This is a genomic window from Roseibium sp. M-1 (assembly GCF_054515675.1).
In genome coordinates, this window is sequence record NZ_CM137257.1 from 3,747,493 (window position 1) to 3,764,696 (window position 17,204).

A 17,204-nucleotide genomic window follows, 5' to 3' on the forward strand; every position below is an offset into this window, starting at 1 on the left:
TTGCCAGACCGAGATTCAGTAATCTCACAATGACCAAAGTATTTTTCTCTGATAAATCACCAGCAATTTTGCCTATATTTAAAAATATTCTCTCACCTTCTCCAGTCTGGAATCAGGTTTTTGTTTCGAAATTTTGTTAAATTACATTATATTTATCAACATTAATTCTGATTACCGATTCTTGTTGACCAAGAGTAATGTAACAATGCATACGTTATTGCACCCGGATAGGTTTATCCTTGGTTGCGACCGGTGATTTTGCTTCACTTTTTCTGAAAAATGTTATCTTTTTGCCGCAACCCCTGGGTTTCCATGCGGGCTGGTTGCATCACCGCCGCAAAGACCCTGAAGGCAAACGGGCGGCCCTGGAGGACAAGTTGACCGACCAAGTGACTGATCACGCACTCGAGCTGCCCGCAAAACCTTCATCGCCGAAAAACCGCGCCGGGAACCCGCAAAATACCGCCAGTGCCAAACGCCCGGAAGACAAGACGCCGCCCGTCAGAAGCGATATCGGCACCATCCTGCTGCACTGGACCCTCGTCGGAGCGATCTTTGTCAGCCTGCTGACGGGCCTGCGCCTCTCGACCGATGCGGAAGGTGCCTGGTTCTCCAAACTTTTCGAGCCGATCCTGCCGCAGGGCGAGATCTGGACCTGGCATTATGTGTCGGCGGTCTTCGTGCTGGCGCTGATCTTTTCCTATGCGGCCTATATGTCCCTGGCGCGGCTGAAGCGCCGGATTTCCTCCAAGAAAATCGTCGTTCTGACGCTTCCGGCCAGCACCAAGCTGCGCTTTGCCGCCGTCAATGTCATTGCCTACTGGCTCCTGTTCGCGTCCGTCCTGACGCTCACGGCAACAGGCGTCTGGCTCTATCTCGGCCATGGCGGCATCTGGGTGACGGTCCACTACACCGCGGCGCTGGTGGTGCTGACCTATATCTTCGCCCATGTGATCCTGCACTATTGCTATGGCGGCCTGAGCCAGTTGCTGCGCCTGTTCCGGCCGCAGGCGCTGCGCCGTTTCCCGGGCATGGCCGCCCATCCGCTCGCCATCGCACTCGCCATCGGAGCCGTCGTCATCGCCGGCGCGGTGTCGCTCGACTTCGGCACGCGCAGCGACCTTCATGTCGCGCAGGCCGATGCGTTGCCGGTCCTGGACGGCGATCTGAGCGATGCCGTCTGGCAGGAAGCCCGGCCGGTGATCGTCGAGACCCAGCAGGGCTCGAACCTCAACGGCACCGGCGCTTCCGCCGTCGAAGTGCGGGCGCTGCAGGTCGGCGACAAGGTCGTCTTCGGCTTCCGCTGGGAAGATGCAACCCGGTCGCTGAAACGGCATCCGATCGTCAAGCGCGAGGACGGTTGGCACATGCTCAACAACCGCGCCGACCTGTCCGACGAGACCGCCTATTACGAGGACAAGTTTTCGGTGGCCTTCTCCAGATCGGATGTCTATGGCGGCGGCGGCGCGACGCACATGGGGCCGAAGCCGTTAAAGGACAAGCCGGCAGCGTTCCACGGCCGCGGTCTTCACTATACGACCGACGGCAGCCTGGTTGATGTCTGGCAGTGGAAGGCCTCGCGCGGCGGCATGCTCGGGCGTGTCGACGACATGTGGTTCGGGACGCCCGTTGCCCCCACCGAAGACCATGCCGCCGGTAAGGCACGCTACAGTGCCGGCTATGCTGCCGACGATGGCAAGGCCTTCTATGTCTACAACTATATCGGCGATCCCGAGACACACTATCACGGAACGATCGGCGTGCGCCGCCTGCCAACCGACTACAAACAGGTTGTCGCACGCATGGGGCAGATCGATCTGTCGGTCGAAGTGTCGGACGACCAGGGCTCGCAATGGTGGATGTTCGAGGCCGAAAGCGAGCCTTATTCGCCCGAAAAGGACGCGGAGATTCCTGTCGGCACCGTTCTTCCGGGCGTCTTGATCATGGGCGGCTATGAAGGCAGCCGCGCCGACCTTCAGGGCGGCTCGGAGTGGCATGACGGGTTCTGGACACTGGAAGTTGTCCGCGACATGGACACCGGCCAAAGCCAGGATCTTGCCATGGAGAGCGGGCTTTACATGTGGCTGTCGGTCTTCGACCACAACCAGACCCGCCACACGCGGCATTCACGTCCCGTGCGCCTGATTTTCAACTGATCTTCCCCGGCCCTTGAAAGCGGATTGAACAATGTCGAAAAGCACATGCACCGTTACGATCAACGGCAAGCAGATCAAGGCCAATGTCGGCGACACGCTGATCGATGCGAGTCTGGGCGGGCGGCTCGTCCTGCCGCATGACTGCTGCTCGGGCCAGTGCGAGACCTGCCGGGTACGGGTGATCAGCGGCGACATCGACGACCAGGGCACGCGCGAGAAGAACACTGTGCTCGGCTGTATCTCGGTTCTGGAGGGCGACGCGGAAATTGCCTACGATCCGGTGCCGCTGGTGAAGACCGTAAAGGGCTCCGTCGAAACGATCCGCGCCATCAAGGACGATTATCTGGAAGTTCGGGTGCGCGTCGAGCGGCCGGTCTCCTGGCTGCCGGGCCAATACCTGCGCGCGACCTTCGCCGGTTATCCGGCCCGCGACTACAGCCCGACGACGCCCTTGAACCTCGACGCCGAGGAAGACGTCATCGTCTTTCACATCAAGGTCTATCCGGACAGCGTCGTCTCGTCGAAACTCGGCAACAAGATCACCAAGGGCCACGGCGTCAAGTTGCGCGGCCCCTTCGGCAACGCCTTTCTGCGACGTCAACCGGAACCGATCGTGCTGACCTCGACCGGAACGGGCTTTGCACCGATCTGGTCGATTGCGGTCGCCGCGGGAATGGGCCAGCCGGGCCGCGAGATCCGCATCGTTGCAGGCGCGCGCACCAAGGACGGCCTCTACATGCGCGACGCGGTTCGCTGGCTGCAGAACCGCGGCATTCCCGTCACGCTGACGGCGAGCGACGGCGACGACGAAACGGTCATGTCGGCGCGCCCACAGGATGTTGTCGGCGACCTGTGCGCAGATCACATCGTCTATTCGGCGGGGGCTCCCTCCCATGTGGAGGCCATGCGCGCGCTGGCCCTGCAGGCAGGCGCCACCTTCTACGCCGATCCGTTCTATGAGGCGGAGGAAGACAAGGGGCTGCTGGCTCTGGCCGGCTCGCTGTTCCGGCGCGCCGGATAAGGTCAACCCGATAAAGTCAACCCGATAAGGTCAACTCTGGCCCGGAATGCTTATTGCGCTGCCGTGGTCAGCGACGGGAAGCTTGCGAATATCAGCTCTTCCGCCTTGGCGACCGGCATCGGCCGGCCGAGGAAATAGCCCTGGGCGTCGGTGCAGCCGATTTCGGTCAGCATGTCGAGCAACTGCCGCGTTTCCACCCCTTCCGCCGTCGTCGTCATGTTGAGGTTTCGCGCCAGTTCGATGACCGCCTTCACGATCGAGATTGAATCGTCCGAATAGGCCATGGAGCGGACGAAGGACTGGTCGATCTTGATCTTGTCGAACGGGAAGCGGCGCAGATAGCTGAGCGACGAATAACCGGTGCCGAAGTCGTCCATGGACACCTTCACCCCCAGAGCCTTGGCTTGGTGCAGGGCGTCGAGCACTTCGTCGGAATCCGTCAGAAGCACGCTTTCCGTCACTTCCAGCTCAAGCCGGTCGGCCCTCAGGCCCGTCGCCACGAGAGCGTTGATGAGGACCGGCCCGAACGCATGGCCGCGCAATTGGCGCGGCGACAGGTTGACCGCAATTCTGAGATGGTCCGGCCAGCCGGCCGCGATCCGGCAGGCTTCCTGCAGCACCCATTCGCCAAGCTGCAGAATGAGACCGGTGTCTTCCGCAAGCGGGATGAAATCGGCCGGCGACACCAGTCCGCGCGTTGGATGGTTCCAGCGCACCAGTGCCTCGAACCCGGAAATCTGATCGTCCTGCAGCGCGTATTGCGGCTGGAAATAGAGTTCCAGCTCGCCGTTGGCGACCGCGCTTCTGAGATCGGTGATCAGTTCGCGCCGGTCGTTAACGGCGACACCCATGCCGGCTTCGAAGAACTTGTGGGTGTTCCGTCCGTCTTCCTTGGCGCGGTAAAGCGCAAGGTCCGCCTGCTTGAACAATTCGTCGCCTGCAGTCCCGTCGCCTCGCGCAACGGCAATGCCGATGCTGACGCCGATGACGATTTCATGATCGGCAATCTGGAACGGTTTCGACAGCTCCCAGATAACCGACTGAGCCAATTCCTCGACATCCTTCAACCGGGATGGCAGGCCCGTAAGAATGGCGAACTCGTCGCCACCGAGCCGGACCACCAGGTCCCTTTCGTCGATCAGGTCGCGCAGCCGGTCGGACACCTGACGCAACAACTCGTCACCGATCGGGTGACCGAGGGAGTCGTTGACGGTCTTGAACTCGTCCAGATCGAGGCAAAGGATCGCGAATTCCCCACCCTCGACCTGCTGGCGGTTCAAAAGCGTGTCCATCTGGTCGCGGAACTCGATGCGGTTCGGTAACTGGGTCAGAAGATCGTGACGGGCGAGGAAGGCGAGCCGGTCGCGCGCTTCCTGGCGCTCGGTAATGTCTTCCGAAATCGCGACCCAGCCTCCGTCGGCAAGCGGCTGGCGTGTGGTCAGGACAATGCGGCCGGAGCGGATCTTCACCATTTCGGTGCTCTGCACACCCTTTGACGCCTTGGCAGCTTTCAGCCGGGCCTCCAGCGGCGTCGCCGGCAATTCCGGCTCGACGGGTTCCACTTTCTGCAGGGCAGCAAGCTGGGCCGCCGTCATGCCGGGCGTGACCTGGCCGTCTTGCAGTTCGAACAGCTCGGCATAACGCTGGTTGGAAACGATCAGGCGGCCTTCGGCATCATACATGCAAAGGCCATGCGACATGTTGTTGAGCGCCGCATCGAAGAGGATGTTCTGTTCGCGCAGCTGCGCTTCCTGCGACCGCAGCATGGTGTTCTTTTCATGCACGCGCGCGCGCAGAGCGTCGCGCTCCTTGACCGACCGCTGCAGCGAGACGACCGAGCGGGCAATGTCGCCGACCTCATCAAGGCGCTCCGTGCCTGCCACCTGGCTTTCGAAATCCCCGGCGGCAATCCCGGATAGGACCCTGGTGATCTTCGTCAGCGGCCGGGTGATCTGACGCGACAGCAGGAAGGCGACCGCCGCGAAGGCGACAAGGGCGAGAAGGCCGAACAGGAACAGCCAGCGCAGCAGCTTGGCTTCCTCTTCCGTACCGATGCGGGTCAGCTCCGCCTGGGTCGCGGTCAGGGCCTCGATGGGCAGCATCGCGCAGACTTCCGTCGGCGGGACCGGGTTGCCGCATTCGATGACACGGGCGCCGTTGGACGTGATGTTCGGGGCGGAGGGCGCTTGTTCAAGGTCCGTCAGATGTCCGTCGAAATTTGCGCGCGAAATCACCTTGTCGTCATAGACGATCGCGAGCTCGAAGGAGTTGATCCTGGAAAGGTCTGCCAGCAATGGCTCCTCGGACCGCAGCCAGCGCTGTGCCATGAGACCGCCGATCACATAACCGAAATCGTCGAAGACAGGCACGAAGATGACCTGCGAAACCGCGTTGACATGCTCGCCGGGAACGAAAATGCCGGTCTCGGACAGTGGCAGCACCGAAGAATAGGTCAGCCGCTGGCCGGGATAGCTGTCCTTGAGCGATTTCGACACGTCGCCATAGAAGGGAAACGTCTGGATCTTGGTCCCGATCGTCACCAGGTCCGCGGAATAGGAAGAGGCACCGATAACCCGGGCCTCTTCGTCAAGCACGATGATACCGTCCACATCCGCCAGTTCCGCCGCCGGACCGAGCAGCTCCGACATGGCAACGACATTGCGCGATTCAACGGCCTTTGCCGTGTCCACCCGCTCCGACAGCGCAGTCACGCGCCGGAGCCTGTCCTGGAAGAGGAACTCCATGCGGGCGCCGGCCAGCTGGACGTCGGCGGTCAGCGTTTCCAGAAGGCGGGAATGCGAGAGCCGCAAAAGCTCCGTCTCCTGGCGGGTCATGCTGTTTTCCAGCTGATAGGCCACAAGCCCGATCAGGCCCGCAAAAGCACAGACGGCCGTGAAAACGGCGCCGTATGTGTAATGCCAGAGCAGGGACGAGTGACGTATCATGTTGACGAACCGCATTGATTGCCGGGTTTCAGTTACCGACGGGTACACCACCGTAGTTGCGGATCAATTCCTGGGCCTGACCTGACTGCACATAGGAGATGAATGCCTCCATATCGCCGTCGAGGGTGCCGTCCTTGTAGATCAGCGCCAGGGTTACCGCGCTCGGATAGCCGTCGTCCGTCGGATGGTGGCCGTCGATCCGGAGGACGGAGAGGCCTTCCTCGAGCGGTGCCGAATAGGGACCGAAGGCAACCGCGCCTTCCACATCGCGCGCGCTGGCAATTGCATCCTGGGTGGTGAGCGCCGTTTTGGACCTCGGCGAGAATTCCATATCCTGCCAGCCCGGCATCGACGCTTTCAGTACCTGCAGCGTGCTGTCGGCATCCTCGCGCCGCACCAGCTTGACACGCAGGTCCGCTCCGCCGACATCCGCCCAATTCGTGATCTCGCCGGAATAAAGCTTCACCAGTTGCTCGCTCGTCAGGGACGTGATCCCGCTTGCCGGGTGGCTGAAGATCGCGCTCGGGATCTTGGCGATCGGCAAATAAACGAGGCCGTATTCGACCTCGCTGTCCTTCAGCGGCCGGGCGACACGACCCATCCGTTCCGCCCCCGAACTGACGGCGGCGATCCCTCCGCCGGAGCCGATGCTGGGCGGAATATCAAGTTTGATTTGGGGATATGTCTCGGCAAATCCGGCGCCGATTTCCTGAAGCATTTCAAGACCATCACCGGTCCCGACAACCTTCAGGTCCGATTGCGCCGCTGCCGGCACGGTTTGCAGGATAAGCGAGCATAGCGACACCGCGACGCCATAGGCCAAAACACGCATACTAACCACCAATATTTGACTGTACTATCTAGAGTGCCACATTCAAGTTAACTAAACACTAAAACACCGGAAGAAATTACAATAAACATGTATTAGAATTTGATTCTTGAAATAAAAATAAACAATCCTGACAATTATACCCCTTAATGAAACTAGGTAATATTTGCCGGTTAGGAATAATTTGCCGATTCATAAAAGAGGCACAATCCACCATTTGCAATTTTGACATGACCCAACTGTATGCTTCGGCCCCTTATACAGTAAACTTTTAAAATTTCGAACCGACGCATCAATCGACAACCAAGAATAAGCTGCAGGTCTGGGAAACAGCAGAGGCATGCGTGCAGGCTACTGTGAGGAAGGTTGCTTTTCGCGCCATTGCAACCGATACCGGTCAGGTCCGTACCGCTGCCGCACTGGCACGCACGACCAGATCGACATCCACAATGACCGGCTCAGGCGCTGCGCCGATGGCCGCGCCACCCGTATCGATCCTCTCCTGCAGGAGCGCTGCCGCCTGAGCGCCCAGCGCCCTGCGGTCCTGACGGATGGTTGTAAGGGCCGGGACATAGAATTCCGACAGCTCGATATCGTCGAAGCCGACGATCGACACGTCTTCGGGAACGCGCAGGCCATTTGCGGTCAGGGTGGACATGAGGCCGAAGGCCACCTGATCGGACGCACAGAAGACGGCGGTCGGTCGCTCTTCCATCGCAAGAATGCGTTCCCCCGCCATGCGTCCCGAATTCAGCGAAAAATCGCCACGGATGATCCATTCCTCACGCGCGGGCAACCCCAGCCGGCTGCGCTCTTCCAGCATGCCCTCGCGCCGGGCGTGGGTCAGCACGTTGTCCTGCGGTCCGGTGATGTGGGCTATCTTGCGGTGACCAAGGTCATGGAGGTGTTGCACCGCCAGCCGGGCGCCACGCGCATTGTCGCTGCGCACGGAAGGCAGGCTGCAACCGTGGACCCATTCGCAGGCAAAGACGATGCGGCCGGATACGCCGTTTTCCTCGAACTGCTGCAACTCCTGCGCCGACAGGGCGCCGTCCAGGCTGATCATGCCGTCGATCTGGGAATCGAGGAAATAGTTGACGACACGGCGGCCGTTGGTCGCATGGTCCTTGGTGTCTGCGACGAGCACCGAACTGTCACTTTCGCCAAGCGTTTCGCTGATGCCCGCCAGGATCTGGGAGAAAAACGGATTGCCGAGATTAGGCACCAGCACCAGCACCGCGCCGGCCTGGCGGGTGCGCAGGTTGCGCGCCGCCCGGTTGACCCGGTAACCGGTGGCGCGGATGGCGGCGAACACGGTTTCGCGGGTCGATTCCGAGAGAAGTTCCGGATTGCTGAGCGCGCGGCTGACCGTTGCCGTCGAAACTCCCGCCTCGCGAGCCACGTCCCGGATCTTTGCATTTTTCTGGACCAAGGCCTTCTCCGGCTTACTGTTTTCATCCCCGGCGTTCCTGCCGGCTTCCGGGGTTTTGGGCAAGTCGCCCACCCAAAGCGCCGTCAGAGCCCACATTCCGGGTTGACACAAGAGCGTTTCCCGCGAATGATGAATGTAATCGATTACATGCATAACATACAACAAAATGTAATCGATTACAAAAAATGCGGTGGAGGCCGCATTCTAGGACAATCGGACAAATGCGTCCGGTGGGAGGATATGATGAAAGCATTACGCGCAGTTTTTGCAGCAACCACCGCCCTTTGTGCTGCGACCGCCGCCAACGCGACGGATCTGGAAGTAACCCATTGGTGGACCTCCGGCGGGGAGGCCGCAGCGGTCGCAGAATTTGCCAAGGCGTTTGATGCCACCGGCAACAAGTGGGTGGATGGCGCCATCGCCGGATCCGGCGGCACAGCTCGTCCGATCATGATCAGCCGCATCACCGGCGGCGATCCGATGGGCGCAACCCAGTTCAACCACGGCCGTCAGGCGGAAGAACTGGTCGAGGCCGGCCTGATGCGCGACCTCACGGACATCGCGACCGAAGGCAACTGGGCCGAAGTGGTCCGCCCGTCGAGCCTGCTCGACAGCTGCACGCTTGACGGCAAGATCTACTGCGTGCCGGTCAATATCCATTCCCAGCAGTGGCTGTGGCTGAACAACAAGGTCTTCGAAGACAACGGCCTTGCCGTTCCGACCAATTGGGACGAATTCGCCGCCGCCGCGCCGAAGCTCGAAGAAGCGGGCATCGTGCCGCTCGCCATGGGCCAGCAGCCCTGGCAGACCACCCTTGCCTTCCAGGTTCTCCTGGTCGCCCTGTCCGGCCCGGACGCCTACAACAAGATCTTCGGCGAGAAGGATGCCGATCTTGCGGGCGGCGAGGAAATGGCGAAGGTCTTTGAAGCTGCGGCAACCGCCCGCGACATGGCGAAGAATTCCAACGTCCAGAACTGGAATGACGCCACAACAATGGTGATCACCGGCAAGGCCGCGGGCCAGATCATGGGCGACTGGGCCCAGGGTGAATTCCAGGTGGCCAACCAGGTGGCCGGCGAAGATTACACCTGCCTGCCGGGCCTCGGCGTCAACGAGGTCATCATGACCGGCGGCGATGCTTTCTATTTCCCGAAGGTGGACGATGCGGCCATCACCGAAGCCCAGGGCGAACTCGCCAAGGTCATGCTGTCACCGGAAACCCAGGTTGCATTCAACCTGAAGAAGGGCTCGCTGCCGGTGCGCGGCGACGTTGACCTCAACGCAGCCAACGACTGCATGAAGAAGGGTCTCGACATCCTCGCCCAGGGCAATGTCATCCAGTCTCCGGACCAGTTGATGTCCGCCGACAGCCTGACCCAGGTGAACGACCTCTTCGTGGAGTTCTTCAACAACCCGTCCATGTCGGCCGAAGACGCACAGAAGATGTTCGCTTCGATCGTCGGCAACGCCGACTAAAGACCGCGCAGGCCCGCCACCTTCGTTCGTAATTCACCGGATCTTCGGGAATAGCGTTCGCAGGTGGCGTCCTCCAGCCCTGCGCGCAGCAATGCGCGCAGGGACGCTCCGGCAGTGCCTGACGGCACATCGACAAGGGTAATTTCGGCATGGCCGCAGCTACACGTCCCGCAAGGTGGCATCGGAACCTCAGCGCCAAAGTGGCCGCAATCCCGATGATCGTCACCGCCGTTGCGGTCTTCATCGGCGGAACCGCCTGGACGGTTCTCTACTCCTTCACGAATTCCAAGCTGCTGCCGCGGGAAAAGTTCGTCGGCCTTGCCCAGTACGAACGGCTGTGGAGCAGCAGCAAATGGCTGATCTCCATCGAGAACCTGGCCATTTACGGTGCCTTCTCGCTCGTCTTTTCGCTCCTGATAGGCTTCGTGCTCGCGGCCCTGCTCGACCAGAAGATCCGGTTCGAGGACACCTTCCGAACGATCCTGCTCTATCCGTTCGCGCTGAGCTTCATCGTTACCGGCCTTGCCTGGCAGTGGATCCTCAATCCGGATTTCGGCATCCAGCACGTCGTCCGCAGCCTCGGATGGACGAGTTTCTCCTTCGATCCGCTCTACAATCCGGACATCGTCATCTACGGCATCCTGATCGCCGGCTTGTGGCAAGGCACGGGACTGATCATGTGCCTGATGCTGGCGGGCCTGCGCGGCATCGACGAGGACATCTGGAAGGCCGCCAGGATCGACGGCATTCCGATGTGGAAGACCTATCTCTTCATCGTCATTCCGATGATGCGCGGCATCTTCATCACCGCCATCGTGCTGATCGCCTCGGGCATCATCAAGGTCTACGACCTGGTCGTCGCGCAGACAGGCGGCGGGCCGGGCATCTCCTCGGAAGTCCCCGCCAAATACGTCTATGACGCGATGTTCCTGTCGCAGAACCTCGGCCAGGGTTTTGCCGCCTCGACCATGATGCTGCTCACTGTCGTCATCATCGTCGTGCCCTGGGCCTATCTGGAATTCGGAGGCAAGCGCAAATGACCAAGACGCCCCATCTCCTGAAAGGCTCGATGAAATTCGACGCCGGCCCCGCGGAAACGGGACCCGACAGAGCGCTCCGCCACGGCGACGGGCAGCCTTCCGTCAACCGGATGGTCGAGGGCCCCGCCGGCCGCAAGCCACGCAAGGCACTGTCGACCCGCAACATCCTGATCTACGGCACGCTGATTTTCGTCTGCCTCTACTACCTGCTGCCGCTCTATGTGATGGTGGTCACCTCGCTGAAGGGCATGCCGGAAATCCGGCTCGGCAACATCTTTGCACCGCCCCTGGAGGTCACCTTCCAGCCCTGGGTAAAGGCGTGGGCGGAAGCTTGTACTGGGCTTAACTGCGATGGTCTGTCACGCGGCTTCTTCAATTCGGTGAAGATCCTGGTCCCCTCGGTGATCCTGTCGATCGCGATTGCCTCGGTGAACGGCTATGCGCTTGCCAACTGGCGCTTCAAGGGGTCGGAGACCTTCTTCACCATCCTCATCGTCGGTGCGTTCATCCCCTATCAGGTGATGATCTATCCGATCGTGATCATGCTGCGTGAAGTCGGCCTCTACGGCAGCCTGACCGGCCTCGTCGTCGTGCACACCATCTTCGGCATGCCGATCCTGACCCTGCTCTTCCGCAACTATTTCGCCTCCGTGCCGCAGGAGTTGTTCAAGGCTGCGCGTGTTGACGGGGCGGGTTTCTGGGCGATCTATTTCCAGATCATGGTGCCGATGAGCCTGCCGATCTTCGTCGTCGCCATGATCCTGCAGGTGACCGGCATCTGGAACGATTTCCTCTTCGGTGTGATCTACACCAAGCCGGACCTCTACCCGATGACCGTGCAGCTCAACAACATCGTCAACTCGACGCAAGGGGTGAAGGAATACAACGTCAACATGGCCGCGACGATCCTGACCGGCCTCGTTCCCCTCACCATCTATTTCATCTCCGGAAAACTCTTCGTCCGCGGCATTGCCGCAGGCGCAGTCAAAGGCTGAAGAAAGACCCATGGAACCCAGTATCTCCATCAAGAACCTTGCCTTGAGTTTCGGAAACCTCGACGTTCTGAAAGACCTCAACCTCGATGTCGGCCAGGGGGAGTTCCTCGTGCTGCTCGGTTCGTCCGGCTGTGGGAAATCAACCCTTTTGAACTGCATCGCCGGTCTGCTCGACGTCACCGGCGGCCAGATCTTCATCGGCGGCCGCAATGTCACCTGGGAGGAACCCTCCAAGCGCGGCATCGGCATGGTGTTCCAGTCCTATGCGCTCTATCCGCAGATGACCGTTGCCGGAAACCTCAGCTTCGGCCTGAAGAATGCGGGCCTTCCCAAGGCCGAGATCGAGGAACGGGTCAACCGGGCCGCCAGGATCCTGCAGATCGAGCCTCTGCTCAACCGCAAGCCGGCAGCGCTCTCCGGCGGCCAGCGCCAGCGCGCCGCCATCGGCCGGGCGCTGGTGCGCGATGCGGACGTGTTCCTCTTCGACGAGCCGCTGTCGAACCTCGACGCCAAGCTTCGGGCGGACCTGCGCGTAGAGATCAAGCAGCTGCACCAGAAGCTGTCCAATACGATGATCTACGTCACCCACGACCAGATCGAGGCGATGACCTTGGCGGACCGCATCGCCATCATGCGCGGCGGGCGGATCCTGCAGCTGGACAGTCCGAACGAAATCTACAATCGCCCGGCCAACAAGTATGTCGCGGAATTCATCGGCTCGCCGACCATGAATTTCTTCGAAGGCGAATTGCAGGAAGCCGGTAACAGCTACACTTTCAAGACCGCCACCCAGGCCTTTCCCATGAACGGCTATGCATTCCAGAACGGACCACCCGCATCCGGGCCCGCCTGGTTCGGCATCCGCCCGGAACACATGCTCAGCGGCGCGGAGGCTGAAAATGCCCCGGTCCGTCTCGATGGCCAGGTGGAGCTCGTTGAACCGCTCGGCTCCGACACGCTCAGCCGCATCACTTCGGGCGACCAGACCCTCTGGGTACGCATGGACGGCCAGGCCGGTATCCGCCACGGCGATGCCATCACGGTCGGCTTCGATCCGGCCCGCGCCAATCTTTTCGACAAAACCACGGAAAACCGGCTTTAGGCCACGCATTTCTCCACTTTCAGGACAACTCAGATGGATGTTTCTTTCCAGCTCTATTCCGCACGCGACTTCACGCCCTGGGACGCGGTTCTGAAGCGTCTTTCAGACCTCGGCTATACCCAGGTCGAAGGCTTCGGCGGCAATTACGAGAACCCGGCCGCCTTTCGCGAGCTGCTCGATGCCAACGGCCTGACCATGCCGTCCGGCCACTTCTTCCCGATGGAGCAGTTCGAGGATGACATTTCCAGGGTGATCGCCACCGCGAAGACCCTCGGCATGCAGCGCATCTTCGTGCCGGCCGTCCCGCCCGCGCAGCGCGTGCCGGACGCCGCCATGTGGCAGGCAATCGGCGAAAGGCTGGAGGCGATTGGCGCAAAGATCCGCGATGCCGGACTGCGTTTCGGCTGGCACAACCACGACTTCGAGTTCGAAGCCTGTGCCGACGGCCGCCTGCCGATGGATATCCTTATGGAATCCGCCCCGTCCATCGAATGGGAAGCCGATATCGCCTGGATCGTGCGCGGCAATCAGGACCCGCTCGACTGGATCGAGAAATATTCCGAACGCATTACAACGGCCCATGTGAAGGACATCGCGCCGTCAGGTGAATGCACCGACGAGGACGGCTGGGCAGACGTCGGCCACGGCACCATGGACTGGAAGGGCATCATGGCGGCGCTGAGGGGCGTCGGTGCCGACCTCTTCGTCATGGAGCACGACAAACCCTCCGACTACGACCGTTTCGCAACCCGTTCCATTGACGCCATCCGCACGTTTTGAGGTCATTCCATGAGCAAGCCCCTTGGCATCGGCATCCTTGGATGCGGAAACATTTCGGCCGCCTACATGCGCCTCGCCCCGCTCTTCAAGGGCATCGAGGTGCGGGCCTGTGCGGATATCAACGCAGACGCGGCGAAGGCGCGGGCGGAGGAGTTCGGCCTCCGGGCAGAAACCGTCGACGGTCTTCTGGCCGCCGCTGACATCGACATCATTGTCAACCTGACCGTGCCTGCCGTTCACTACGAGGTTTCGAAAAAGGTTCTGGAAGCCGGCAAGCACGTCTATTCCGAAAAACCCTTCGTCCTCAGTCTCGAAGAGGGCGAAGCCCTGGCAGCGATTGCGAAGGAAAAGGGTCTGCGCGTCGGCTCCGCGCCGGACACGTTCCTCGGTGGTGCGCACCAGCTTGCCCGGCACCTGATCGACGCCGAAGCCGTCGGCAAGATCACCTCCGGCACCTGTTTCGTGCAGAGCCCGGGTATGGAGATGTGGCATCCGAATCCGGACTTCTTCTTCCAGGCCGGCGGCGGTCCGATCCTCGATCTCGGCCCCTATTACGTCTCCAACCTTGTGCAACTGCTGGGTCCGGTCAAGCGTGTCTGCGCGATGAGTTCGTCCGGGTCCGAATACCGCACCATCACCTCGCAGCCGCGCTTCGGCGACAAGATCAAGGTGGAGACCCCGACGACGATCCACGCAGTGATGCAGTTCGAATCGGGCGCACAGATCACCTATTGCGCCAGCTGGGACGTCTGGCAGCACGGCCATTCCAACATGGAACTCTATGGCCGCGAGGGCACGCTGCATGTGCCGGACCCGAACTTCTTCGGCGGCGAAGTGCGCATGACCGACAAGGGCAGCTTCGCAACGATATCCGAAAGCTGGAAGCATCCGTTCTCCAAACCAAACGATCGCGGTCACGCCAATTACCGCACGGCGGGCCTTGCCGATATGGCGCTGGCCATCCTGGAAAATCGTCCACACCGTTGCTCTTTGGAATTTGCTCTGCATGTTGTCGATGTGATGACGTCGATTCTCGCCTCCGGCGAGAGCGGCCAATTCATCGACATCAAGACCACCTGTGTGCGTCCCGAGGCATTGGACCCACAGGCAGCACAGGGCCTTCTGGCCTGATCTGGAGACCTAATGACCTGGACTGCCGCGGAAACGCGCTACGAAAAGATGGTATACCGCCGTTGCGGGAAATCCGGCCTGAAACTGCCGGCGATCTCGCTCGGCCTCTGGCATAACTTCGGTGAGGACACACCGCACCGGACCAAGCAGGAGATCGCCCGCAAGGCTTTTGACCTTGGCATCACCCATTTCGACCTTGCCAACAATTACGGCCCGAGGCCGGGCTCTGCGGAAAGCGCCTTCGGCGAGCTGCTCAGGACCGACTTCGCACCTTATCGGGACGAGATGATCATCTCGTCCAAGGCAGGCTATGAAATGTGGCCCGGGCCCTACGGCGAATGGGGCAGCCGGAAATACCTGATCGCGTCCTGCGACCAGTCCTTGAAGCGGATGGGTCTCGACTATGTCGACATCTTCTATTCGCATCGCTTCGACCCGGAAACGCCGCTGGAAGAGACCATGATGGCGCTCGACCACATCGTGCGCTCCGGACGCGCGCTTTATGTCGGCATCTCGTCCTACAATTCCAAGCGGACCCGCGAAGCCGCCAGCATCCTGAAGGAGCTGGGCACGCCCTGCCTCATTCACCAGCCGAGCTATTCCATGATCAACCGCTGGGTGGAGGAAGACGGGCTTCTGGATACGCTCGACGATCTCGGCATCGGCTCGATCGCCTTCTCACCGCTCGCCCAGGGCATGCTGACAAACAAGTATCTGAAGGGCGTTCCGGAAGGCAGCCGGGCCACCCAGGGCAAGTCGCTGAAGGAGCAATTCCTGAGCGATGAGAACCTGGCAACCATCCGCTCGCTTAACGCCATCGCCGAAAGGCGCGGTCAGACGCTGGCGCAGATGGCGCTTGCCTGGGTGCTGCGCAAGGGCCGGGTGACGACGGCGCTGATCGGTGCCAGCCGGGCTAGCCAGGTGGAAGACTGCGTCGGTGCGGTCGCCAATCTCGACTTCAGCGATGCGGAACTTGCCGAGATCGAAGCGACCACCCGCGAGGCGGACATCAATCTCTGGGCGGCTTCGGCCGAACGCAAGGGCCCGCCGCGCAAATGAGTGCAACCACAAAAAACGATACGGATTGAGGGAGACAGCCATGGCCGGCCTGATCAAGGGACCTGCGATTTTCCTGGCGCAGTTCGGGGGCGACGAGGCCCCGTTCAACTCGCTGCCCGCCATTGCCGAATGGGCGGCCGGCCTTGGCTACAAGGGGATCCAGATCCCGACCTTCGACGCCCGCCTGTTCGATCTCGACAAGGCGGCGGAAAGCGAGACCTATTGCGACGAGATCAAGGGCATCTGCGCCGATGCCGGCGTCGCAATCACCGAGCTTTCGACCCATCTGCAGGGTCAGCTCGTGGCGGTGCATCCGGCCTATGACCTTGCCTTCGACGGTTTCGCCCCGGCATCCGTCCACGGCAATCCGAGGGCGAGGCAAGAATGGGCGGTGGAGCAGATGAAAAAGGCAGCCATCGCCAGCCGGCGCCTGGGGCTGACGGCCTCCGTCAGCTTTACCGGCTCGCTCGCCTTTCCGTACCTTTATCCCTGGCCGCAGCGGCCTGCAGGGCTGATCGACGAGGCCTTCAGGGAACTGGCGAAACGCTGGAAGCCGATCCTCGACGTCTATGACGAAAACGGCGTCGATGTCGGCTACGAGATCCATCCAGGCGAAGATGTCTTCGACGGCGCGACCTTCGAGATGTTCCTGGACGCTTTGGGTGGCCACAATCGCTGCCGGATCAACTACGATCCGTCGCATTTCCTGCTGCAGCAGCTCGATTACCTCGCCTTCATCGACATCTATCACGAGCGCATCTGCGCCTATCACGTGAAGGATGCCGAGTTCAATCCGGACGGCCGCCAGGGTGTCTATTCCGGCTACCAGGGCTGGGTCGGCCGCGCCGGCCGCTTCCGGTCACTCGGCGACGGCCAGGTCGACTTCTCCGGCATCTTCTCCAAGCTCGCCCAATACGGCTATGACAGCTGGGCGGTGCTGGAATGGGAATGCTGCCTGAAATCACCCGAACAGGGCGCAGCGGAAGGGGCTCCCTTCATCGAGAGCCACATCATCGAGGTTACCGACAAGGCCTTCGACGACTTCGCCGGCGGCGAAACGGATCAGGAGCAGATCAGGAAAATGCTGGGATTGTAGCGTCACCCTTTGAGCCCCTTGTTCCCCTCTCCCCCTAGTGGAGCGAATTTGACATTTGAGTCCCGCTCGCGGCTAGGCTGATGCTCAAATGTCAAATTCAACAGCTCCACTAGAATCATATATTTATCTAGTGGTTCTTATG

Annotated in this window: 13 protein-coding genes; 10 read left to right on the plus strand and 3 right to left on the minus strand. The window is 60.9% G+C overall.

Annotated elements, in window-relative coordinates:
• The first annotated feature begins 377 nt into the window (after positions 1-377).
• Positions 378-2,156: an ethylbenzene dehydrogenase-related protein gene (locus tag ACX3M4_RS16880; protein WP_459354164.1), complete on the plus strand. Its 1,779-nt coding sequence runs from the start codon at positions 378-380 to the stop codon at positions 2,154-2,156.
• A gap of 31 nt (positions 2,157-2,187) precedes the next feature.
• The gene (locus tag ACX3M4_RS16885; RefSeq protein WP_459354165.1) at positions 2,188-3,177 is read left to right on the plus strand and encodes a 2Fe-2S iron-sulfur cluster-binding protein; all 990 of its coding nucleotides are present in this window, start codon (positions 2,188-2,190) and stop codon (positions 3,175-3,177) included.
• A gap of 50 nt (positions 3,178-3,227) precedes the next feature.
• Here the strand turns inward: ACX3M4_RS16885 and ACX3M4_RS16890 are convergent, their stop codons facing one another.
• The 3 genes from ACX3M4_RS16890 to ACX3M4_RS16900 all read right to left on the minus strand — a co-directional run bounded on the left by ACX3M4_RS16890 (position 3,228) and on the right by ACX3M4_RS16900 (position 8,383).
• Complete coding sequence (locus ACX3M4_RS16890; RefSeq protein WP_459354166.1) at positions 3,228-6,122, minus strand: bifunctional diguanylate cyclase/phosphodiesterase; 2,895 nt, start codon at positions 6,120-6,122, stop codon at positions 3,228-3,230.
• Between the two features lie 28 nt (positions 6,123-6,150).
• Entirely contained in the window at positions 6,151-6,954 is an 804-nt protein-coding gene (locus ACX3M4_RS16895) for a PstS family phosphate ABC transporter substrate-binding protein (RefSeq protein WP_459354167.1), read from the minus strand.
• Positions 6,955-7,348: 394 nt separating this feature from the next.
• Positions 7,349-8,383, minus strand: a complete 1,035-nt coding sequence (locus ACX3M4_RS16900; RefSeq protein ID WP_459354168.1) for a LacI family DNA-binding transcriptional regulator — start codon at positions 8,381-8,383, stop codon at positions 7,349-7,351.
• 240 nt (positions 8,384-8,623) lie between these two features.
• Here ACX3M4_RS16900 and ACX3M4_RS16905 point away from each other — a divergent pair, with 240 nt between their 5' ends.
• The 8 genes from ACX3M4_RS16905 to ACX3M4_RS16940 all read left to right on the plus strand — a co-directional run bounded on the left by ACX3M4_RS16905 (position 8,624) and on the right by ACX3M4_RS16940 (position 17,062).
• On the plus strand, positions 8,624-9,859 hold the full coding sequence (locus ACX3M4_RS16905) for an ABC transporter substrate-binding protein (protein ID WP_459354169.1): 1,236 nt from the start codon (positions 8,624-8,626) through the stop codon (positions 9,857-9,859).
• Between the two features lie 149 nt (positions 9,860-10,008).
• Complete coding sequence (locus ACX3M4_RS16910) at positions 10,009-10,899, plus strand: carbohydrate ABC transporter permease (RefSeq protein WP_459354170.1); 891 nt, start codon at positions 10,009-10,011, stop codon at positions 10,897-10,899.
• A 110-nt stretch (positions 10,900-11,009) separates the two neighbouring features.
• The gene (locus ACX3M4_RS16915; protein ID WP_459359449.1) at positions 11,010-11,894 is read left to right on the plus strand and encodes a carbohydrate ABC transporter permease; all 885 of its coding nucleotides are present in this window, start codon (positions 11,010-11,012) and stop codon (positions 11,892-11,894) included.
• 10 nt (positions 11,895-11,904) lie between these two features.
• Complete coding sequence (locus ACX3M4_RS16920) at positions 11,905-12,996, plus strand: ABC transporter ATP-binding protein (protein WP_459354171.1); 1,092 nt, start codon at positions 11,905-11,907, stop codon at positions 12,994-12,996.
• Positions 12,997-13,029: 33 nt separating this feature from the next.
• Complete coding sequence (locus ACX3M4_RS16925; RefSeq protein ID WP_459354172.1) at positions 13,030-13,776, plus strand: sugar phosphate isomerase/epimerase family protein; 747 nt, start codon at positions 13,030-13,032, stop codon at positions 13,774-13,776.
• Positions 13,777-13,785: 9 nt separating this feature from the next.
• Positions 13,786-14,907: a Gfo/Idh/MocA family protein gene (locus ACX3M4_RS16930; RefSeq protein WP_459354173.1), complete on the plus strand. Its 1,122-nt coding sequence runs from the start codon at positions 13,786-13,788 to the stop codon at positions 14,905-14,907.
• A gap of 12 nt (positions 14,908-14,919) precedes the next feature.
• Positions 14,920-15,966: an L-glyceraldehyde 3-phosphate reductase gene (gene mgrA / locus ACX3M4_RS16935; protein WP_459354174.1), complete on the plus strand. Its 1,047-nt coding sequence runs from the start codon at positions 14,920-14,922 to the stop codon at positions 15,964-15,966.
• 40 nt (positions 15,967-16,006) lie between these two features.
• On the plus strand, positions 16,007-17,062 hold the full coding sequence (locus ACX3M4_RS16940; protein ID WP_459354175.1) for a sugar phosphate isomerase/epimerase family protein: 1,056 nt from the start codon (positions 16,007-16,009) through the stop codon (positions 17,060-17,062).
• Positions 17,063-17,204: the final 142 nt, after the last annotated feature.